17 protein-coding genes are annotated in these 21,259 nt (G+C 48.9%); 7 read left to right on the plus strand and 10 right to left on the minus strand.

Annotated features, from left to right (window positions below; translation table 11 throughout):
• Positions 1-3: 3 nt before the first annotated feature.
• The 7 genes from C8D98_RS04810 to C8D98_RS04840 form a co-directional block, all read right to left on the minus strand.
• Positions 4-1,023, minus strand: coding sequence for a galactose-1-phosphate uridylyltransferase (locus C8D98_RS04810; protein WP_132872523.1), 1,020 nt, complete (start codon positions 1,021-1,023; stop codon positions 4-6).
• 3 nt (positions 1,024-1,026) lie between these two features.
• The gene (locus C8D98_RS04815) at positions 1,027-3,084 is read right to left on the minus strand and encodes an alpha-amylase/4-alpha-glucanotransferase domain-containing protein (RefSeq protein WP_132872525.1); all 2,058 of its coding nucleotides are present in this window, start codon (positions 3,082-3,084) and stop codon (positions 1,027-1,029) included.
• 110 nt (positions 3,085-3,194) lie between these two features.
• Complete coding sequence (locus tag C8D98_RS04820; protein WP_132872527.1) at positions 3,195-5,288, minus strand: glycoside hydrolase family 57 protein; 2,094 nt, start codon at positions 5,286-5,288, stop codon at positions 3,195-3,197.
• A 1-nt stretch (position 5,289) separates the two neighbouring features.
• Positions 5,290-7,788 carry a sugar phosphate nucleotidyltransferase gene (locus C8D98_RS04825; RefSeq protein ID WP_132872529.1) on the minus strand — a complete coding sequence of 833 codons (2,499 nt, stop codon included), beginning with the start codon at positions 7,786-7,788 and terminating at the stop codon, positions 5,290-5,292.
• Between the two features lie 20 nt (positions 7,789-7,808).
• Entirely contained in the window at positions 7,809-8,168 is a 360-nt protein-coding gene (locus C8D98_RS04830; protein ID WP_132872531.1) for a response regulator, read from the minus strand.
• 83 nt (positions 8,169-8,251) lie between these two features.
• Entirely contained in the window at positions 8,252-8,893 is a 642-nt protein-coding gene (gene rpe / locus C8D98_RS04835; RefSeq protein WP_132872533.1) for a ribulose-phosphate 3-epimerase, read from the minus strand.
• A gap of 3 nt (positions 8,894-8,896) precedes the next feature.
• Entirely contained in the window at positions 8,897-9,256 is a 360-nt protein-coding gene (locus C8D98_RS04840) for an endonuclease domain-containing protein (protein WP_132872535.1), read from the minus strand.
• A gap of 187 nt (positions 9,257-9,443) precedes the next feature.
• Between C8D98_RS04840 and mltB the strand changes: the two genes are divergently transcribed.
• The 5 genes from mltB to C8D98_RS04865 all read left to right on the plus strand — a co-directional run bounded on the left by mltB (position 9,444) and on the right by C8D98_RS04865 (position 14,441).
• The gene (gene mltB / locus C8D98_RS04845; RefSeq protein WP_132872537.1) at positions 9,444-10,439 is read left to right on the plus strand and encodes a lytic murein transglycosylase B; all 996 of its coding nucleotides are present in this window, start codon (positions 9,444-9,446) and stop codon (positions 10,437-10,439) included.
• A gap of 66 nt (positions 10,440-10,505) precedes the next feature.
• Complete coding sequence (gene argB, locus C8D98_RS04850) at positions 10,506-11,384, plus strand: acetylglutamate kinase (RefSeq protein WP_132872539.1); 879 nt, start codon at positions 10,506-10,508, stop codon at positions 11,382-11,384.
• Positions 11,381-11,995 (plus strand): protein-L-isoaspartate(D-aspartate) O-methyltransferase, encoded by a 615-nt coding sequence (locus tag C8D98_RS04855; protein ID WP_132872541.1) that lies wholly within the window; start codon positions 11,381-11,383, stop codon positions 11,993-11,995. Before argB ends, C8D98_RS04855 begins: the two co-directional genes overlap by 4 nt.
• Before the next feature lie 329 nt (positions 11,996-12,324).
• Positions 12,325-13,260 carry a sigma-70 family RNA polymerase sigma factor gene (locus C8D98_RS04860; RefSeq protein WP_132872543.1) on the plus strand — a complete coding sequence of 312 codons (936 nt, stop codon included), beginning with the start codon at positions 12,325-12,327 and terminating at the stop codon, positions 13,258-13,260.
• A 5-nt stretch (positions 13,261-13,265) separates the two neighbouring features.
• A complete protein-coding gene (locus C8D98_RS04865) occupies positions 13,266-14,441 on the plus strand; it encodes a M24 family metallopeptidase (RefSeq protein WP_243640922.1) in 1,176 nt (391 codons plus the stop codon).
• Here C8D98_RS04865 and C8D98_RS04870 read toward each other — a convergent pair.
• A complete protein-coding gene (locus C8D98_RS04870; RefSeq protein ID WP_132872546.1) occupies positions 14,428-16,314 on the minus strand; it encodes a motility associated factor glycosyltransferase family protein in 1,887 nt (628 codons plus the stop codon). The genes C8D98_RS04865 and C8D98_RS04870 overlap by 14 nt on opposite strands.
• A 532-nt stretch (positions 16,315-16,846) precedes the next feature.
• On the opposite strand from C8D98_RS04870, the gene C8D98_RS13970 reads away from it, so the two are divergent.
• Positions 16,847-19,243, plus strand: coding sequence for a flagellin N-terminal helical domain-containing protein (locus tag C8D98_RS13970; protein ID WP_132872548.1), 2,397 nt, complete (start codon positions 16,847-16,849; stop codon positions 19,241-19,243).
• Between the two features lie 59 nt (positions 19,244-19,302).
• Complete coding sequence (locus C8D98_RS04880; RefSeq protein ID WP_132872550.1) at positions 19,303-19,662, plus strand: flagellar protein FlaG; 360 nt, start codon at positions 19,303-19,305, stop codon at positions 19,660-19,662.
• 365 nt (positions 19,663-20,027) lie between these two features.
• Here C8D98_RS04880 and cysK read toward each other — a convergent pair whose 3' ends face one another.
• Together cysK and C8D98_RS04890 are read right to left on the minus strand one after the other, a co-directional pair.
• The gene (gene cysK, locus C8D98_RS04885) at positions 20,028-20,972 is read right to left on the minus strand and encodes a cysteine synthase A (protein ID WP_132872552.1); all 945 of its coding nucleotides are present in this window, start codon (positions 20,970-20,972) and stop codon (positions 20,028-20,030) included.
• Positions 20,969-21,172, minus strand: a complete 204-nt coding sequence (locus C8D98_RS04890) for a heavy-metal-associated domain-containing protein (protein WP_132872554.1) — start codon at positions 21,170-21,172, stop codon at positions 20,969-20,971. Before C8D98_RS04890 ends, cysK begins: the two co-directional genes overlap by 4 nt.
• Positions 21,173-21,259 lie beyond the last annotated feature (87 nt).

Below are 21,259 nucleotides of genomic sequence, written 5' to 3' on the forward strand. Positions count from 1 at the left end.
CTGTCAGTTCACTCCTTTTAAGAACCCTGCCGCACTCTCCGGCGACACGGGGTTTATAAAGAATCCTGTTCCCGACTCAAATCCGGCAATGCCTGAGAGTCTGGGCGTAATCTCTATGTGCCAGTGAAAATCCTGTTCGATGCTCTGCCAGTAGTTCGGCTGAGAAGGTCTTCTGACTGACGGCGGCGAGGTGTGTACCACCATATTAAGGGGCGGGTTTTCCAGACATTTGTAAAGTCTTCTGAAAACCTCACGGACGATATCCGCAAGCCCGCTCAGCTCCGAATCGTCCGATTTTTCGAAGCAGTGGGTGTGCCGTTTCGGGAAAATAAGAACCTCGAACGGCAGAGACGATGCGAAGGGGCAGAAGGCTGTGAAATCCTGATTCTCATAGACTATTCTGCTTCCTTCGTCCTTTTCCTGATTCAGTATATCACAAAAAATGCAGCGTTCTTTATTTCTGTAATGCTCCTGCGCCGATGTGAGCTTTGTTTTAACAATATCCGGCGTAACAGGCAGTGCAATTATCTGGGAGTGGGGGTGTTCAAGGTTTGCGCCCGCCAGAGTCCCGTAGTTTTTAAAAGGCATTATATATCTGAATCTTGTGTCCTTTTTCAAGTCGAGCACACGCTCTCTGAAGGTGGTGAACACATCCTTTAAAACCTTGTCGGTGTAGCTGCCTATGTTCATGTGGTGTTTCGGGGTTTCGATCACCACTTCATGTGCGCCTATGCCCGCCACACAGTCATACATTCCGTGGGCGAACCTTTGCAGTTCCCCTTCAATGCGGAATGCGGGATATTTGTTCGGAACGACCCTTGTCAGCCAGTCGCCCTGCGCATCTCTCAGCGAAAAAATCTCCTGTCCGGCCTTGTCCTCGCTGCCGGGGCAGAAGGGGCACACTTCCGTATGTTCGCCGTTTGCGGTGAGCCTGCGCACCAGAAAATCTTCAGGTCTGCGGCTTCTTTCGGAAGCAATCACCGACCATATTTTTTTAACGGGGTCAAATCTGAGTTCCGACATCTGTCACCTGCCCAGTGTGAGCCTGCATTCAAGCTCAAGATTTTTTCTGAAACGGAAGGGGAACAGCAGACAGATGCCCTGTCGGGTGAGGTCTGCGCCGCTTTCGGACTGGGAAACAGTCATCACCTGATATGAATATAGTTTCGCACCGTTGCTTATTTCAAGTGAAATCTTCGACGGTGTATGTTTTTCTCCTAATTCGACTTTAGTCAGAGCTTGCCCTTCGCTCTCCTGCGGATCTTTTCCGTTGATGAGCACGTTTTCGAGGTCGTTGAAATGGAGGTTCATCTCCATTACGTAGTCCAACTCCTCGTCAAGTTCTGCAGAGGCTTTCAGTTTCAGTTTCAGTCCCTTTTCATCGAATGAGTATTCCTTAGTGACCGTACAGGGTGTTTTCTGATCGTATCTGTACAGCCCGCCTGTCCTCGTGAAAGTTATTCCGTCTGTTTTGACATCCATTTCGGCGGGGCGGTTGGCAAAATCACCCATCTCGCCGAAGCTCATATTGCGGAACTCCTCCGCATCGAAACGGTGGACAAAATGGTCGATAAAGCTGTTCTTGTTGTGCCAGTCGTATATAAGATGTTTCGTAAGCTCTTCGTTCACTTCAGTGCTGTCGTTGTGGATTGTGGCTATTCCGTCGTCTTCGGCGGTTTCTTCGGTCTCCTCAGTCTCTTCCGGCTCTGCTGGGTTCAGCATCTTCTCGTGATATGCCTCTTTGCGGCGTGCCAGAGTGTTCTGGAAGTTATAGCAGTTTACCTTGTCCTCGATGGACACCAGCTGACCGCCATCAACGGATACGAACATGAAATTCAGCTCCGGAGTGCGGACGTATGCCTCCTCGTAGCCGTCGAAATCGAAATCATCGACGGAAACGGAAGGGTAGGAGGGCTTTTCAAGCTCTTCAACCAGTTTTTCGCCTTCGATTATGAACCTGTAGGCGTTGTTGCGAAGGTTCGGCAGATAGAGACCGCCGAAGATTCCGTGCCACAGGACGTCGTTGCACTGGGCTTTGTAAAGAGCTTCATAGAGTCTTGCATCCTTAAGCCTGTCTGCATCCTTTGACAGTTTCATCGTGCGTTTATGTATCCTGTTTGATTCAGGGTATTTTACTAAAAAATTCTTCCAGATTCCACCCTTTACGAACACTTTCGCCGTGTCGTCCTCGTGGAGTTTTTCAGTCTCTTTGACGAATTTTTCCATCTTTGCGGTGCGTTCGGAGAAGAGCGACCATTCGCCCATCTCGAAGTATGAGACGGTGGGCAGATAGGCTATCTGTGCAGGGCGAACCGCCTGAACCGTGTCTCTGAACAGTGCAAATTCGCTGTGTCCGCTCTTGTCGACCGCATCAACGAAGCTGTTCAGCCAGCCCTTTTCATAGACCCATTCGTGGGTTTTAGGCCAGAGACCGAATTTTTCGCCGTCATCAAATATCGTAAGTGATTTTCCGCCCTCGGCGGCTATATCGCCCAGATACTGAACAACGTCCGCCGCAGGCCTGAAAGGTATCATATATCTCAGCTTTTCGCTGATGGGGAATATCAGCATCTCCCGTCCGTCCTGCTCGGTTTTGAAGTGTCCGTGGAGCATGGATTCGTAGAATCCGGCGGCGATGAAATGATAGTCGTCCACTATGACGTATTCTATGCCGCAGTCGGCGCAGTCGGGGATTATGGAGCTGTCCCACACCCGCTCGGTGAGCCACAGACCTTTGGGCGACACCTGAAAATTATCCTCGATGAAACCGTTGAGCTTTTTTATCTGCTCTTTGCGGTCACGGGAGGGGATGGCGGCCAGCACAGGCTCATAGAACCCGCCGGAGAAGAACTCCGTCTGTCCGTTTCTGTTGGCCTCCTGCATCATGCCGAACAGGTCTGCATGATGTTTCTTAATGTATTCGAACAGCCATCCGCTGTAATGCACGCTCACCTTGAGGGCGGGCTTTTTCAGCAGCAGTTCGAAGAAGGGACGATAGCTCTGGTCAACGGCTATGTCCACCACATGATAAAAGTTGTCCACCGGCTGGTGGCAGTGTATTCCGAGATGAAGGGGAAGTTTCATATTAGCTCCTGAGAAAATCGGCGGTCATTGCGAGGAGCGACGCGACGCGGCAATCTCACTCGATGAGACTGCCACGGGCATAAGCCCTCGCAGTGACATATAATGTATTCTTACGCAATCCAGTCCCGTCCGCTGTCGTGGGTCAGGTCTATCTCCACCGTGTTATACACGGGTGCGGTTTCCAGAATCCTGCCGTCCCTTTTCAGCCGGAACGTGACGTATATCTTCTCTGTGCCGTTGGCAAATTTTCTGGGGAGAGCCGCTTCAAACACCGACTCCAGACAGGAGTGCATCCCTCTGTCGTCGTTGTATTCGTTGATGAGCGGGAAGGTGAAATGCTTCGTTTCCCCCGCCGTTATCTCCACATCAAGCTCGTAGCCGAGATTGGCTATCTCCCTGAAAGTGCCGTCCAGCCTCATGTATATATTCTCTTTGTCGAATCCGAAATAGAGCATGTGCATAACGTTCGACGAAGCGGTCATTGCCCCTGCGTCGAACTTGAGGTCGAATCTGCCCGCCCCCAGCCACTCGAAGAAACTGGTCACACGTCCGTCGATGACAGGGGATATTTCCCCCGCCGGAGCTTTGAGAAGCCCTGATTTGTGGCTCTTTTTGATGGGTCTGTTCACTTCCTGCGGCACTTTTTCGCCCAGCAGTGTGTAAACGTTTGCTATATGCCTGCGGAACAGCTTGTCGAAAACGTCCGACTGGAGGCTGAAATGGTCGTCACCGTACCACCAGAACCAGTCCGAACCCTCCGCCGCAAAAAGTTCCTTCTCTATCAGTTCTCTGTTTTCCGCAATATCGGCCTTTGCCGCATATCTGCTGTGGGCTTCCGCCAGAATCCGCCATGCCTCGTTCTTTTCAGGATGTCCCATCCATGTGGTGAAGTTGGCATATATCCACGATCCAGCCCGTATCCTGTCCAGAGGCTCTTCCGGAGTGTCGCACTCAGTCGCCTCGGACATTGTGAGCGTCTCAACCCAGTTGCAGGAGGAGAGCCGCATGTAGAGCAGGTCGAAGAACTTTGATGCATTGTCGGGATAGTATTCCCATGCGTTCTCGCCGTCCAGAATCACAGGCACTATGGGAGAGAAATCGCACAGGTCATAGATCTCTGCCAGCTTGGTCATAAAATCGTCCACAGCCTTCCCCGCATCCCACCCGCTGTAGGTGAACCCCACGAGGTCTGAAAGCTCCTTATCACGGAAGAAGATGTTTATGCCGCCGGCGGGTGTGTGGAAACCGTGCTTTTTATACAGCCTCTGTCTCTGATGTTTGTCACGCAGGTCACGGCCTATGGAAGCCGACAGAACGTCCTCGTCGCTTGCTATCCAGCGGATTCCGCAATTGCGGAAAAGTTCCGCCGCTTTATTGGAAATGCTCCCCTCCGCAGGCCACATGCCTTTGGGGGGATTGCCGAAAATATCTCTGAAATAGTCCACCGCCGACTGAACGTGCACCCTTGCATGTGCGGAGAAGTCCGCATTTATGCTGGGCATTGGCATGTCGGGCAGTGCCTCCTTTGCGCTTCTGTGATCCAGCAGCAGAGGGAGGATGGGGTGGTAAAAGGGTGTGGCCGAAACTTCGATTCGCCCGCTGTTCTGTAAATCTTTATACAGCGGAAGAATGGACTTTATAAAGTCTGCCAGAGCCTCCAGAAGGTTCAGCTTGTCCTTGTGCAGAAAATTCCGCTCCCTGTCCATAAGTTCTTGAATAACAGGGACATTTCTGCGTGTGAAAATTCCGCACCAGCTTATCAGATACATTATCTGAAGGTCGGTGAGTTCCTGCTCTGAAAAATTAAGCTTTGCCGTTTCAAACAGCGGAGTGTCCCCTTTGCGGTCGTAAAGCTCACGGTATCGTTTCAGCGGCTTGGCCTGATTTTTATAGTTGGCCATGAAAAGCTGAGGGATAAGCAGGTTCTTTTCGTCCTGCGTCAGCTCCCGCACATCCTTTTTCATAAGCCTGATAAAGGTGTCGGCAACGTCTGTTGTGGTGTAGTCGGCGAGCTGGACAAGGAGAGAGGGCACAAGGTTGTATGTGCCCTTCACCTGTCCGTATATTTTGTGGTAAAAAGGAAGCTCGTAGTAATCTTTCAGGGCGTGCAGGTAAACCCAGGGCATGTGGTATTGCCCGTCAAGGTCGTCCTTGTAGTAGGGCTGATGCATATGCCATAAGAAGCACAGCCTGAGTTTTTTCATGCTACTCCTGCTCCTGAAGCCATCCGTTTATCATCTCTTTGTACTGTCCGTGGATGCTGTCGTAGTCGGCCTTTGTCGCCGCCTCAACGTACAGGTGTACGTTTGCGGTGAACTGGTCGGGAACCATATGCACCCATCCCTTGCCCTTGAACATTATCTTGATGCCGTCAAGGAACGATGCCTCTTTCTCCATGGCCTCTTCGCTCATTTTCCGCATCAGATATCCCTTCATCTCAAGGGGGCAGTTTATGACTGTGTGGCTGAAGAAATATTCGGGAATGGTCTTCAGCACGTCGCTTATTTTTACATTCTGTCGGGCCATCATCTCCAGCATCTTAAGTGAGCTGAACATTGCATCCGCATGGATTCCGTTGCGGATGAAGATGAAATTGCGGTTGAGATCCCCCGTGAAATAGAAATTCCGCAGGAACTCAGCCTTTAGACCGGAACCCTTGCCCCTTGTTATCTCAACGTTCATCAGCGAATCGTCCAGCACTGTGGGGGCATATGCGGGCAGATAAACCCGTATTTTGCCCTTAGCGGTGAGGTCGATGAGTTTCAGCATGAACATCAGGGCTCTGTCCTCGGACAGCATGTCGCCCTTGTCGGTGATTATTCCCAGCCTTTCGCCGTGGGGGAAAACCACGATTCCCAGCTCGGACTCGGTCACTTTTACAATTTTTGAGACCTCTTTAAAACTTATCTCGCTCTGGTGCATGGTTCTGGAGAGTTTTTTCTCGTCTCTGTATGCGTTCAGCACCACAGCGTCAACACCCGCCTTGTTCAGAAGCTCGGGGAATATCATATCCGTTGTGCCGTTCATCAGATCGGCCACTATCTTGCTTCTGCGGCTTTTCAGGAGTGTTATGTCGATGTTCTTAAGCACCCCTTCCTTATAAAACTCGTTGACCATCATCTGGTCGTATATTTCGCCTATGTCGTCCTGCGTTGCCCTGCGGTAGTTCTCACGGAAGAATATCCTTTCAACGTTCTTCTCAGTGTTGCTGTCTATCAGCAATGCGGAATCGTCATAGAAAAGTATTTCTGTGTTGGTGGGGTCTGTCTGGCACTGGCGGAAGTAAACACCCGCCACTTCGCCGAACATCGCCAGTTTATGCCTCATTATGGGCAGAGGGGTCATGCGCAGTTCCGTAACGTTCACTCCTGTGGACAGAAGTCCGCCGAGGAAGCATCGCTTAAGCATTCGTGAGGCTCGGTCGTAGTCTCTGGAGAGCAGAACCCTTGCGCCCTGCGGAAGCTGGCTTCCCAGTGCCGCACCCAGTTTTGCCGCCATGTCCGGAGAAAGCTCAACGTTGGTTCTGGCTGAAACCTTTCCGCCTTCGAAGATGGATTTTTTCCACTTGTCGCCCCAGATAAGGTTACTGCTGACTATGGAGCCGGCTTCTATCTGCTTTTCCGGCCAGACCATCACATCCTTTTCAAAAATGACCTGACTGCCCACCTCTGTGTCCTCGGCGATTATGACGCCGTGCTCCGCCTTGACATTTGAGCTGAGCTTCACCCTGTCGCAGAGGACAGCGTTCTTAATGACGCTGCTCTTGCCCACAAGGCAGTCCTTCCAGAGTATAGAGTCGGTGACCTTCGCCTTCTCCTCGATAACGGAGTTTTTGCCGATGACAGAGTCGATTATTACAGCCTCTCTGCCGACCACGCAGCCGTCGTCCAGAACCACAAGCCCCTCAAAACGTGCTGTTTCATCTATCACAACGTTCTCGCCGACATGGATATGGGCGGTCTTCTCCTCACGCAGAGTGCCTGAGAGGGGAAGGTGAACCTGTCCCTCCATTATGTCCAGCAGTGCCGCACGGTATGAATCGGGGTTGCCCACGTCACGCCAGTAGCCTTTGGCGTTGAAACCGTAAATGTCTATGCCGCTTGCCATCAGTTTGGGGAAGAGATCTTTTGAGAAATCGAAATTCGAATCCTCGGGGATATATTGGAGAATTTCAGGCTCGAAAACGTATATGCCTGTGTTGATGGTGTCGCTGAAAACCTCGCCCCAGCCCGGTTTTTCAAGGAAACGCAGGATCTTGCTCTCCTTGTCGGTGATAACCACGCCGAACTGCAGCGGGTCGGGTACGGAGGTAAGGGTTATTGTTGCCAGCGAGTTTTTTACCTCGTGGAAACCGATTATCTCCTGTATTTTGAAATCCGAGATGAGGTCGCCGCTTACGATTATGAACCGCTCATCCAGATATTTCTGAGCTTTTTTAACAGCTCCCGCCGTGCCGTAATCGTCGTCCGGCAGAACGTAATTTATCTTCACGCCGAAATCGGAACCGTCTTTGAAGTAGTTCTGAATAACTTCCGGTTTGAAATAGAGAAGAATGACGATATCTACTATGCCCGCCGCCTTCAGAGAGCCTATTATGTATTCCATCATAGGTTTGTTGAAAACAGGGATCATGGGTTTGGGCACACTTGAAGTGAGCGGCTGGATTCTGGTTCCGAATCCGCCCGCCATAACAACAGCTTTCATAAGAATCACTCCGAAAACAATTAATTTTTATTCAGTACCTTGTTGATCTCTTCAATCAGATTGTCAAATTCGAGGGATTTGACCCAGTAACCGTCCGCAAGCCATGTTGAGAAATCATCCTGATATGCGCTGTAGGCAGTTGCCAGAATTATCTTAACCTTTTTTTCGCCGGAGGAGAGATGCTGGAGAATGTCTATCCCGCTTTCGCCCTTGAGCTTTATATCCAGCAGAATCAGATCCACCTTGTTTTTTTTCAGCGCATCGTAGCACTCGGCAGAGCCGGATGCCTCTATTACGGTGAAACCTCTGTCCTCAAGTTCGGAACGGTATAAGAGCCTGATTTCAGCTTCGTCATCAACAACAAGTATAGTCGTGCCCATCTGATTCCTCCGTATTTATTAATTAAATAATGATACCATACGGACATAGAATTTGTAATGCGATGTGGTGTAAAATATTCTTATTAAATTTTAAGACTTTCGATGGCCGCTTTATAGTCCGGATTTCCGAACACATAGCTTCCGGCCACCACACACTCACAGCCCATTTTCGCAAGTTTTTCAATGTTCTGGCCGTTCACTCCGCCGTCAACCTGAATGACGAAGTCAAGCTTGGCCTCTTTTTTCATCCGTTTCAGCATCAAAATTTTGCCGTAGGTGTTCTCAATGAACTTCTGTCCGCCGAATCCGGGGTTTACGCTCATCAGAAGCACCATGTCGAGATCGGGCAGTATCTCCTCTATGGTGGCAAGGCTGGTGGCGGGGTTAAGAGAGACTCCGGCCTTTTTGCCCAGCTCCTTTATGCGGGAGATTGTTCTGTGCAGGTGAACGCATGCTTCCTGATGAACAGTTATGTAGTCGCAGCCTGCTGCGGCGAAGTCCTCAAGGTATCTGTCGGGCTTCTCTATCATCAGGTGAGCGTCGAACACCTTCTCCGTGGTCTTGCGTAATGCTTTAATGACAGGCGCACCGAAGGTTATGTTCGGAACAAACATTCCGTCCATCACATCCAGATGTATCCAGTCGGCTCCTGCCTTGTCTATGGCGGTTATCTCCTCCGCCAGTCTCGAAAAATCTGCGCTGAGTATCGATGGTGCTACAAGCATATATTATGTCCTCTTTTTCAGTTCCTCATATAAGCAAGCCATGACCCCGTCTGTGTTAGTCATGACCTCTGCGTTATTGAATCTTAAAACCTTTATTCCAAGCTCATTGAGCTTTTCATCTCTTTTCTCATCCGCTTCCGCCGCATCCTTTTCAAAATGCTGTCCGCCGTCGATTTCGACTACTAAGGCGGCTTTGGGACAGTAGAAATCCACTATGAAATTATCAAGTATCTTTTGTCGGTAGAACTGGACATCCGGAACCTGTTTTCCTTTTATGCGGCACCATATTCTGCGCTCCGCATCAGTCATGTTTTTCCTTAAATCACGGGAGAATTTTTTCAGGTTTTTATTGTAATCTTCCATAGGTTTAATCCGTTAATAATGTAAATCCCCCTTGATCCCCCTTTGTCAAAGGGGGAAAGCTCCCTCCTTTAGCAAAGGAGGGTTGGGGTGGATTTATATTAAAAAATTCTTCCCATTTTAAAACATTCATGCTTTAAGACTGTCTATCCGATTATAAACTAAAATTATTAAAAGACCAGAAACATCTATGAAAAAATACTTACTATTGCTTTTAACTATAATGATTTTCGGCCGTGCGGAAGCACTTGAAATAAACAAAGAGCTCCATGAGTTTGCGGACAATATGGAGAGCTGTTACGGCGTGCCCAGAGACAAGGTTCTCTGGTGGATGTACGGCGCAAACATCAGCGAGATAGCTCTGAACAGAACCGCTGCGCCCACAGAGGCAAAACCATGGGGTGAATATAGAAAACTGTTCATAACCGACGACCGTGTCCGTGGCGGGCTGGATTTTTATCTGGCAAACGAGGGAGACCTCGTGAGAGCCGAGCATCAGTTCGGTGTCAGCAGATATGTCATAGCTGCGATAATCGGCGTTGAGACAAACTACGGAAAATATCAGCTTAAACTGAAAGCCATAGACATGCTGGCCACTCTGGCGTTCAACTCGCCAAACCGCAGACCATTTTTCACAAAAGAGCTTAAATGGCTGCTTATAATTGCCGACAGAGAGAACGTCGACCCGCATAATTATATGGGTTCCTATGCCGGAGCAATAGGCTATCCCCAGTTCATGCCGTCGAACTTCGATAAGTTCGGAGTGGATTTTGACGGTGACGGCAAAACCGACCTCGTGCGTTCCATGCCCGATGCCATAGGAAGCGTTGCCAAATATCTTTCAGCCCACGGCTACAGACTGGGCGAACAGACTGCCGTTCAGTCGGACGTTTCGGGCGATGCATGGCAGCAGTTCGACACCCGTTCCATGCGCCCCGTTAAGAAGCTGAAAGAGCTAACCGCAAACGGAATAACCCCCAGAACCCCCGCAAACCCCGAGCAAAAGGCCATCCTTTACACTCTGGACGGGACTGACGGGAAGGAATACTGGATACTCTACAATAACTTATACGCTATTTCCCGCTACAACCCCAGAATCAACTATGCCATGGCGGTCTTCTCTCTCTCCGAAGAGATAAAAACTGCCGTCAGAGGCGCATTTGAAGAGGGAGTTTACGCCGAATAACATTTCTTGCACTTATTTCTGATTGTATGTAAGATTTTATCCGATAATACAATGCGGAGGATGAACATGCAGGAACTTATCAGAAAGGCGGATGTCCTCATCGAATCTCTGCCGTACATCAAAGAATTCTACGGCGAAACTATTGTAATAAAATACGGCGGTCACGCAATGGTGGACGATCAGCTGAAATTCAGCTTCGCCCGTGACGTGGTTCTGCTTAAATACATCGGAATAAACCCCGTGATAGTCCACGGCGGCGGCCCCCAGATCGGCGATATGCTGAAAAAGCTGAATATCCCCAGTCACTTTATTTCCGGAATGAGAGTCACCGACTCCGAGACCATGAACGTTGTTGAGATGGTGCTGGCGGGCAAGATAAACAAAGATATCGTCAGCCTCATAAACCGCAACGGCGGCAAGGCGATCGGCCTTTCCGGCAAGGACGGCAACCTTATCACCGCTGAAAAACTGTTCATCAAAGAGGGGGACGACTTCGTTAAAACCCCCGAAATCATAGATCTCGGCCATGTCGGTTCTGTAAAGTCAATTGATGTCAAGGTGCTCAACACCATCGCCAAAGATTTCATCCCCGTAATCGCCCCTGTGGGAATAGGTGAGGACTACGAGCCTTACAACATTAACGCAGACCTCGTTGCGGGAAGCATTGCAGCGGCTCTTAAGGCCAGAAAGCTGGTTCTTCTAACCGACGTTGAAGGCGTTCTGGACAAAGAGGGCAAGCTTATCTCGACCCTGACTCCCGAAAAGATACGCATCCTGAAAAAGGACGGAACCCTCACCGGAGGCATGATCCCCAAGATTGACTGCGCTCTGGAGGCTGTTCAGGGCGGCGTCGGCAAATCACACATCATCGACGGAAGGATAAGCCATTCTGTCCTTCTGGAAATATTCACCGATTCGGGCATAGGAACACAAATAAGGTTATGACACATATAAGGATTCCAGAGGAATACTTCTCAAAGACAGTGGGTCCCAACTGCGAATGGGACAAAAAGGTGATGGAGGCGTTCGCAAAGACGCCCCGCCACAAGTTTCTGGATGAGGCCATGTATAAGATGGCTTACGTTGACGACGCTCTGCCCATAGGTTACGGACAGACCATTTCAAAACCTTCCACAGTGGCGTATATGACCAAGTCCCTTGAGCTGGAACCACATCACAAAGTGCTTGAAATAGGCACAGGTTCAGGATTTCAGGCGGCTGTTCTGGCCAGACTCTGCGACACTGTGTATACTGTTGAGCGTATCGGCGAACTGCACCGCAGAACATATCAGATAATCAAACGAATCCCCCTGCGCAACGTCAAGATGAAGCTGGAGCCTGTGAAACTGGGCTGGGACGAGTTTGCACCCTACGACAGGATAATCTGTACGGCGGAAGGCAAATCAATTCCGCAGGAGCTTCTTGACCAGCTTGCGGAGGGTGGACTTATGCTCATTCCCGTTAACGGCAAGCTTGTGAAAATTACCAAAAAAGGCGGTAATATAGCCCAGGAGCCTCTCAAACTCTGTTCATTCGTGGATTTTGTCGGAACATAAGAATTCAAAAAGTCAAGGAAAAGTGTCAAATTTTCTTTGTGTTGATTATTTAGTTCTTCCCTTTTTTTTATAACTTCGTTACAATGCAACTCAGGCGTGCTTTACATTTAGACAGAGCGCATTAAACCTGCGCTGATCGATTACGGCAGCCCCCGCAGGAGACCGGAGTATGGAACAAAAAACCATTACCGTCAGAACGGCTCAATTGACAAACTGCGGATGCCTGCTGTTCAAAATCCAAAATTATTCAACTACATTTTGCCCGGACAAGTCAAAAAGAGTGTCATCCGGCACTACAAACAATTTACCTTTTATTACTCGGAGCTGTTATGAACGAAGGTGAAATTCTCGAGGATAAACTCGAGGAAGAGTTTGATGAAAAACTCGAAGAATGTGAGGTGGAGATAGACGTCAAGGTCGACTATTCATCCGATGACCTTGAAGTATTCAAAATCTATCTCAACGAGATATCAAAATACCCCGTGCTCTCAAGAGACGAGGAAGTTGAGCTGTCTCAGGGGATTGAAAAAGGCTGTCCCCAGAGCAAAGAAACAATGATAAAGTGCAACCTGCGTCTGGTTGTGTCCATCGCCAAAAAATATATCAACAGAGGCATGAACCTTGTTGATCTTGTGGAAGAGGGCAACATAGGCCTTCTGAAGGCTGTTGAGAAGTTTGACTACACAAAGGGCTTCAAATTCAGCACCTATGCCACATGGTGGATTCGTCAGGCCATTGAGCGTGCCATAATAAACCAGTGTCGCATGGTGCGTATCCCCGTGCACATGTCCGAGAACATCAGCAAGGTGATGCGTGCCCAGACAGACCTCCAGCAGCAGCTGGGGCGTGAACCCACGATCCACGAGCTTTCAACCGCCTGCAAGATGCCCCTTTCGACTCTGAAAAAAGTGTTCGATGCCATCAAACAGGATACCTCACTGGATATGCCCGTCGGAAGTGACGAAAGCAGCACTCTGCACGAATTTATCACCGACGACGAAAAATACTGCGATCCCTACATGCGCATTGAGAACTCCAGCAAGAAGGACATCATTTTCAAATGGCTGACCTTCCTGTCGGAGAACGAAAAGGTCATAATCATCCGCCGCTACGGACTGGGCGGAAACGACCCCGAAACCCTTGAGGCCATCGGCAACGATCTGGGCATTACAAGGGAGCGTGTGCGCCAGATAGAGAAGCGGGTTCTCAGCAAAATGAGAAACCTTCTGGCTACCAAAAAAATATCGCTGGAGGAGCTGATTTGACGAAAGTGCCCGCTGCCGAACTGAAACTGAGGATGTCAAACTTCACCGCAAGGATGGACTCGCTGTGTCCCGACTGGGAGACGGTGATGATTGTGAACAAGGTGAACATCTACTATTTCACGGGAACGCAGCAGAACGGCGTACTCCTTGTCCGCAGGGGCAGAGACGCTGTTTTCTATGTCCGCCGCAGTTTTGAGCGGGGACAGGTCGAATCGGAATTTTCCTCTCTGGTAAAGATAAACAGTTTTAAAGACATAGCGGCTGCTGCGGGTGACTGCGGCAGCCGTGTCCATATTGAGAAGGAGTTTGTTCCTCTTGCCTATTTTGAAAGGCTGAACAAATACTTCAATTTCAAAGAGATACTCTCCTGCGACTTTGTGCTTTCGGTCGTCCGTTCGGTGAAAACCTCTTACGAGCTTGATATAATGCGCAGAGCCGGCGAACTTCATGCAAAAACCCTGAACGATTTCGTGCCCTCGGTGGCAAAAAAAGGGATGAGCGAGGTTGAGCTTGGTTCGGAAGTTCTGAGGTTCATGCTGAACAACGGACATCAGGGTGTTGCAAGGCTCTCAATGTTCAATACCGAGATGTTCATGGGGCAGGTCTGTTTCGGCGACAACTCCATGTATCACAACACATTTGACGGGCCGGGCGGAATTCTGGGGTTTGGTCCTGCCGCTCCGTTCTTCGGAAACGCCGACCGCAGGCTTGCGGATAACGAGCTGATCTTCATCGACATAGGCTGTATGGTGGACGGCTACTACACCGACAAGACTCAGGTTTATTCGCTGGGAACGCTTCCGGACGAGGCCTATGAGTATCACGAAAGATGCGTCAGGATACTTGAGGATACGGTGTCCCGCCTCAGGGCGGGGGCTGTGCCTTCAAAAATATATGAAGAGGTCATGACCCCTCTCGATGAGTCTTTTCTTGAATATTTCATGGGTGTGCGTGAGGAGAGGGTGAAATTCCTCGGCCACGGAATAGGGCTTACGATAGACGAGTATCCGGTCATAGCAAAAGGGTTTGATGCGCCCATAGAGGAGAACACGGTGTTCGCTGTGGAACCCAAACGCGGAATCCCCGGCGTGGGTCTGGTGGGGCTTGAGAATACCTATGTGGTGAAAAATTCCGGTGCGGAATGCATCACAGGCTTCAACCCATCGATCATCCGGATATAAGCTCCGCTTCCAGTTTCTCTTTCAGAACCTTCAGCAGTTCCTCCATCTTTATTATCAGCTGAATCATCACTTCATACATATCTTTCAGAATGCTCACCACGTTCACCTGAATCTCGTGCACAGGCAGATCTCTGGCGGTTATGTCATGAACCTCTATCATGGTCTTTATGGCATACGACTGAACGTAGTGCATCAGAACGTTGAAGAAATCCGGATCTCTGAAAATCTGGACGCTCTGTTCCAGTTCAGTGACAATTCTGTTGCCCTCTGCTTCGTTGTATGGCTGTCCCTGACTGAACGGAATCCAGACCTTTTCGATGTATTCCATACAGAGAGCATGGCATCCTTTGAACAGTTCGATGGATTTTCCGCAGGTCATCAGTCCCTGATCAACCTTATCCAGAACCTGTTTCCGCTGAGCGGTTAGAGTTTCGCCGTCTGGATAGGTCAGAGTCTTCTTTATGGCTGCGAGGGGATCGAAAGATTCGGTGACGTATTTTCCGATTGCCTCTTTAAAGGTCATTATCTCTGTGCCGTGTATCTTTGCGCCGCCCTCTGTGGCGTTTATAACCTTTGCCTGAGAGTTCAGCACGTCCTTGTGGTAGTAGTTCAGGAACATGTTCCAGACCCTGGAAGAGCGAACCTGCGGTGAGTAGTTGCCCTCCACCAACAAACAGTTTTCGTAGTATGTTGATTCTCGTTCGCCGAATGTACTGCCTGTTGCGTGTGTGTTTCCGTCCTCGCCGAACGCCAGATCCTGTCCAATTAGTATTATGGGGTCGCAGCCTATATATTCGAGTATTTTAAATGCCATGTTTCCAGATGATGGACCGATGTTTAGTGTACCCTTTTCTATATCAAGCCATTTGAAGGTGGCAAAGTTTCTGTATACTATGATACGCTTGCCCTTGTATGTCTGATATGTAATGGGGCTGATAACTGGGGCAGCAGCATAATATACATCTTCAAATGCCTCCGGTGAAAGCTCTTCAAAAAGTTTTGCAGTTGGCGGCATCCGCTCCAGCGAGCAGACCATATGGGGTTTCATGCCTTTTTTGGCCAGAACCCTCATAGATGCATCCGCACCTACGACAACGGCTTTGTCCGTCACATCCCGCAGAAGCTCGACGTTCTTGTTCAGCGATGGGCCTGTGGCTACAACTATTCCGGGTCTGCCCTTAAAGGCGCCTTTTAGCTGATCTATTCCGGGGTTGTTGAGTATTTCGTCAATGTTCAGAAGTGTGTTCTCAATGCCTATCATTGAGTCGTGGGGGTCGTTGCCGAAGAAGTTCAGAACCTCTTTAATGGCGTCCTTAGTGGCTCTGACAACGTTCAGGTAATATTCCTTATTCTCAGAAAAGGCCACAGCCTGCTCTATGAAGTTCACCGTCTTGACGTAGAATTTCGTATCGGTGGCTGTGAGCACGTTATTTATTGTCGTAAATATGACGGGAAGTTCCTCTCCCACCAGAAAGTGAACGTTGGGATGGGTCAGGATGGCGGATATGTCCACCACTTCCATCAGAGCACGGAGAATGTCGGGGTTCTTTTCCACTATAAAGTGCGAACCGCCCTGAACCTTGACCAGATCATACAGAGCGAAAACGTGATAAAGCATTCCCGCACCCAGAAAAACGTTGAACTGGGCAACTTTGAGCTTTCTGTTTTTAATATCCTGATGAACTTCGGCCATAGGGTTTACGGGGTTATAGAAAAGCCTGCCTGTCTTAAGGTTTTTCATGTTGGGCACAATGCCCTCTTTGGAGGACATGATGATTGCGTAGTCAGATTGTGCAGGCAGTGCCAGCAGCCGCTCATATATCTGGGGATATTTCTGTTTCAGCGTTTGCCAGTTCTTTTCTTTAATGTCCATGGTGTTCCCCCGTTAGGAAAAATAATACCCGCCGCCTGTGCGGTGCGTCAATAAAATTATGGAAATTTTGATTTTTTTGAAAAAAGGGCAAAAGTATTTATTTTAATGTCCGATTATAAAACGGTGAAAAAATATCTATTAGGAGAAACCAGGTGAGAACAGCCTCGTAACGGTTTATTTTGAATCCCGAAACTACATTTCAATAAATCTATTTCAACCCGGACGAAATAATCACGTCTTTTCTCTAAAGTTATCCATATTCCTGCCGATATGATTCTCAGAAAAACTCTATATTGCCTGTAACGCCCCTTGGACAAGGGTTTTGCAGGTCACAGTTTAAAAAAACAGGTACTGAAACAATCAGGCCGATGCATTCAGACATTGAAGCATCGGCCTTTTTTCGTTTTCGGCAGGAGGATCTATCGGTCAGGCTCTTATGTTTTGTTTCTTTTAAAAACGGCAATTTTCGACGCGCAACAATTTAGTATTTGTCGGCAAGGATGCCGACACGATTCAAACATGGAGGTATATCATGGCGTTAACAGTATATACTAACGTCAACTCGCTGATCGCTCAGAATTATGTGAATCAGACGAGCAGCAACATTTCAAAAAACCTTGAGAAACTGTCATCCGGTCTCAGAATAAACAGTGCCGCAGACGACGCATCCGGCCTTGCTATTTCTGAGAAACTCCGCGGACAGATCTCAGGTCTCAAAAGAGCATCATCAAACGCTCAGGACGGTATTTCTATGCTTCAGACCGCAGAGGGCGGTCTGGCAACAATCCAGTCTATGACTCAGAGAATGAGAGAGCTGGCTGTTCAGGCATCCAACGGCGTTTACACTTCAAACGACCGTGCGGAGATCCAGAAAGAGGTTGATCAGCTGAAAGAAGAGATCGACCGTGTTGCCTCCTCAACTGAGTTCAACACCAAAAAGCTCCTTAACGGAAACGCCACTGCACTGTGGTCAACCGACAAAGGAAACTCCATCGATGTAGCTGTTACCGGCAAAGTGGCAGAGGGCAACTATAACCTCGAAGTCACTGTTGACCCCGGTAAAAACTATGTCTACAAATCAGACGTTATGACACTTAACTCTGATGCAGTGGGCGGCGAAATCGTTGAAGACGGCGCAGCAGGCGACAACGATTCAAACGTTACGTCTGTAACCGACATCAAAACAATGGCCACTTCCGGCACAAGCTACTACACAGTGAACGTGGGCGACGTTTCTGCTAACACATCTGCAACTATGACAGTTACAGGTTCATATCAGCAGGCAGGTTCCTCATTCTCAGTAGCAACAGCGGCAACAGTTTCAACTGCAACTTCATCCGGCTACGTCGAAGTTAAATTCGATCAGGATGTAACAGCAGGCGCAACTGCAATTTCTGCAAAAATCAGATTCATCAACGCCAAAACAGGCGATGTTGGCGACTGGGTAACCGTTACAGCTGCTGCAACAGGCAGCACTATCAGCATATCTTCAGCTGACACGGTAGCTCTGACAGACACAGCCGGCGGTACACTTGGCTTCGACATGACCATCAGCCTCGGCGTTAGCGGCAAAATCCAGTCTGGTGACAAAGTGCTTCTGGCTCAGTCAGGTGCTGTTACAACCGCTGACAGCATCGCATCATCAGGCGGCGGTACCATCAAAATTTCCGATGGTCCCTCCGGACAGGCAGGCCCCACAATCAACTTCACAACCGCAAGCTCGCTGACTAAAAAGGATAACGGCGACGACGTTGTGGATGCAAACAACGTAACAGTTTACTATGCATCCATCGACAGCGGCACAGGTAACATTGATGTGGGTTCTATGACCCTTAACTTCAAAGAAGGCAGCAACGCTACAGATGCTAACGGTCTTACCAAGACCGACTCCTTCAACCTTGAAGTAAGAGGCGGCGGCGAAGCTGCAACATCCAGCACCAAACTGAGAGACATTGCACTGTTCACCACCAGTGACGGACGCAACCTGTTCGACCAGACTCAGGAGCTGACAATCTTCGGTAACGGTTCATCAAAAACCATCTATCTGGAAGGCGATGACACAGTTTCCGATTTCGAAACCAAAATGACAGATGCCATCAAGGCACTGGGCATGGGCGCAACAAGCGAAACCAGCGACGTGGTTTCCGATGTCAACAACAACCTTGTAAACTACGTTTCAACTGAAACTGACAACACTAACGAAGCTCTGAAAGGTTCTTTCGTTATTCAGACAGCGAAACTGGGCAATGACAGCCAACTGTCATTCGTTGGTGACGAAAACCTCATCAACGCTCTGTCTCTGGCCACAATTCAGGAAGGCGAGAACAGCGAGCTGACAATCAAGGTTACAGATGCCCACACAGGCAACACTGTAGGCTCGGATAAAGTTAACGACTATACACTGAAAAACGTTATCGCAGGCGTTGAGGTTAAAGTCGACAGCGCACTCGGTCTTGACATCACTTGGGACGACACCAACAAGGAGATGACTTTCAATGCCGGAACAGCTGAAGATATCAAACTTCACCTTGTCGATAACTCCACAGAGCTTCAGATAGGCGCAAACGAAGGTCAGACCATCAACACAAGCATCGCTCAGGCAGACACTTATGCTCTGGGTCTTTCAGATGTGCTTATGGTAGATCAGGAAAGCGCACAGAAATCTATCACAATGATAGATTCAGCTCTTAACAAGATCTCCAGTGCAAGAGCGACAATCGGTGCTCAGATCAACAGACTTGACTACACCATCGCAGGCCTTGACACTACAAGAGAGAACCTGACAGCTTCCGAATCCAGAATCCGTGATCTGGACATGGCTTCAGAAATGTCAGATTTCACTAAGAATCAGATCCTCAGCCAGGCTGGCGTAGCTATGATTTCTCAGGCTAACGCTCAGTCTCAGCTGGCTCTGCAACTTCTTGGTTAAGTTTGCCGAAAATTATGGGGGCTTTTAACTAAGCCCCCTGATGCAAGGATGGTGGAATCATGAGTAGCATTAGTATTACACCAACTGCCGCAGACACCAGAACCAGCAATGTTGCATACACGAATGAACAACGCCAGACTGTGCCTGCAAAGGAAGGCAGCAGAAGCGGGAGTCAGGAGCAGGAAAAAAAGCCTCGCAAAGACGAAGTTAACACTGCCGTCAGCGAGCTTAACAAAACTCTGGATTCCCTGAACGTCAGACGTGAGTTCAGGATTGATGATTCCATTAACGAGGTAATCGTTAAGATCATCGATAAGGATGAACAAAAAGTTATAAGACAGATACCATCTGAGGAAGCGATAAAGTTATCGAAGAATATAAGAGAGATGGTTGGACTTTTATACGACAGCACGTCATAAGGGAAGGGGGGGCTTCGGCTCCCCTCTCTTTTTGTCGGCGTTTATAACGCTTCGCATTTCTTCGTTGTCCTTAAAAAAATTATCCTCACATACTTCTATGTATGCTCGTCAATTTTTTCTCGTCCGCCTTGAACTGCTCGGTTCTAAACACCAACAGGGAAGACCCTTTTTTCTGTCATTCTGAGGCAAATCCGAAGAATCTCATTTTCCTGTCACTGCGAACGGCGTGAAGCAGTCTTTTAGACTTCAGGCCGCTCGCAGCTCTGGCAGGGTTAGCAATGACGCTCATTTTCCACCCACAAAAAAATCCCCTCCGGTTTTCACCAAAGGGGATTCTTAATTATTATTCAGTTTATTTATCTGTTTTAGTTGAACAGGCCGGAGCTGAGGTATCTTTCGCCTGAATCGGGCAGGATAACTACTATGTTCTTACCCGTCATGCCCAGTTTGTCAGCCGCCGCAAGAGCCGCCGCAACAGCCGCACCGGATGATATTCCGCAGATTATCCCCTCGGCTTTCGCAAGCAGTCTGGAATAGTCCAGAGCCACCGCATCGTCAACCAGCTCCATGTGGTCGATGGTGCTAAGATCCAGAACCTCAGGAATAAAACCTGCGCCTATCCCCTGAATATTGTGGGGGCCGGGCTTCAGTCTTTCGCCGTTTACCTTCTGAGTTATGACGGGGCTTTTTGAGGGTTCGACACCAACCATCACAACGTTCTTTCCTGCCTTCTCTTTCAGGAAGCGGCCTATACCGGAGATGGTTCCTCCGGTTCCTATCCCGCATACCACCATGTCGACACATCCGTCGGTGTCCCTGAGGATTTCAGGGCCAGTGGTCTTTTCGTGGACAAGAGGGTTATAGGGGTTTCTGAACTGGTTGGCCAGATAGTATTTGCCGGGGTTTTCCTTAAGCATTTTGTCGGCTTCGGCAACCGCGCCCGCCATTCCTTTTGTGCCGTCGGTGAGTATCAGCTTTGCGCCGAACGCCTTCATCATCAGGCGGCGTTCAAGGCTCATGTTGTCGGGCATAACTATGGCGACCTCATATCCCAGAGCCGCACCCGCAAAAGCCAGACCTATGCCTGTGTTTCCGCTGGTTGCCTCCAGAACCGACATTTCGGGCTTCAGTTCACCGTTTTTTATAGCTTCGTTAAGGATATATGCTCCCACTCTGCATTTAACGGAATATGCGGGGTTGCGCCCCTCAACCTTCACCAGAATGTTGTTCTTTTCGGTGCCTTTTATGCTGTTCAGCTTTATTAATGGAGTCTCGCCGATTGCGAGTGTATTGTTCTCAAAGATTTTCATGCAACGCCGAATCCCTCTTCCTTGATTGCGGAAGAAATTTCGGATTCATCCACTGTATCATCAAATTTAACTGTTACCGTACCTTTTTCGAGGCTGACATCGCATGACTGAACGCCTTCAACCTCTGAAACCGCCTCTGTAACGGTCATCACGCAATGTTTGCACTTCATGCCTGATACGTTGAACACCTTTTCTTTCATCTTTTAACCTCCGGATAAACAGGCTTAATAAGCCCGCCTTAGTTGACAATCTCCTCCATTTCTTATATTTTTGCAATACAAAACAAC

The sequence above is a fragment of the Seleniivibrio woodruffii genome, from assembly GCF_004339245.1.
GTDB lineage: Bacteria > Chrysiogenota > Deferribacteres > Deferribacterales > Geovibrionaceae > Seleniivibrio > Seleniivibrio woodruffii.

What these genes read in the sequence shown, in the direction of transcription:
- C8D98_RS04810 (WP_132872523.1), bottom strand. Translation starts at nt 1,023, where the DNA reads ATGTCGGAACTCAGATTTGACCCCGTTAAAAAAATATGGTCGGTGATT.
- C8D98_RS04815 (WP_132872525.1), bottom strand. Translation starts at nt 3,084, where the DNA reads ATGAAACTTCCCCTTCATCTCGGAATACACTGCCACCAGCCGGTGGAC.
- C8D98_RS04820 (WP_132872527.1), bottom strand. Translation starts at nt 5,288, where the DNA reads ATGAAAAAACTCAGGCTGTGCTTCTTATGGCATATGCATCAGCCCTAC.
- C8D98_RS04825 (WP_132872529.1), bottom strand. Translation starts at nt 7,788, where the DNA reads ATGAAAGCTGTTGTTATGGCGGGCGGATTCGGAACCAGAATCCAGCCG.
- C8D98_RS04830 (WP_132872531.1), bottom strand. Translation starts at nt 8,168, where the DNA reads ATGGGCACGACTATACTTGTTGTTGATGACGAAGCTGAAATCAGGCTC.
- rpe (WP_132872533.1), bottom strand. Translation starts at nt 8,893, where the DNA reads ATGCTTGTAGCACCATCGATACTCAGCGCAGATTTTTCGAGACTGGCG.
- C8D98_RS04840 (WP_132872535.1), bottom strand. Translation starts at nt 9,256, where the DNA reads ATGGAAGATTACAATAAAAACCTGAAAAAATTCTCCCGTGATTTAAGG.
- mltB (WP_132872537.1), top strand. Translation starts at nt 9,444, where the DNA reads ATGAAAAAATACTTACTATTGCTTTTAACTATAATGATTTTCGGCCGT.
- argB (WP_132872539.1), top strand. Translation starts at nt 10,506, where the DNA reads ATGCAGGAACTTATCAGAAAGGCGGATGTCCTCATCGAATCTCTGCCG.
- C8D98_RS04855 (WP_132872541.1), top strand. Translation starts at nt 11,381, where the DNA reads ATGACACATATAAGGATTCCAGAGGAATACTTCTCAAAGACAGTGGGT.
- C8D98_RS04860 (WP_132872543.1), top strand. Translation starts at nt 12,325, where the DNA reads ATGAACGAAGGTGAAATTCTCGAGGATAAACTCGAGGAAGAGTTTGAT.
- C8D98_RS04870 (WP_132872546.1), bottom strand. Translation starts at nt 16,314, where the DNA reads ATGGACATTAAAGAAAAGAACTGGCAAACGCTGAAACAGAAATATCCC.
- C8D98_RS13970 (WP_132872548.1), top strand. Translation starts at nt 16,847, where the DNA reads ATGGCGTTAACAGTATATACTAACGTCAACTCGCTGATCGCTCAGAAT.
- C8D98_RS04880 (WP_132872550.1), top strand. Translation starts at nt 19,303, where the DNA reads ATGAGTAGCATTAGTATTACACCAACTGCCGCAGACACCAGAACCAGC.
- cysK (WP_132872552.1), bottom strand. Translation starts at nt 20,972, where the DNA reads ATGAAAATCTTTGAGAACAATACACTCGCAATCGGCGAGACTCCATTA.
- C8D98_RS04890 (WP_132872554.1), bottom strand. Translation starts at nt 21,172, where the DNA reads ATGAAAGAAAAGGTGTTCAACGTATCAGGCATGAAGTGCAAACATTGC.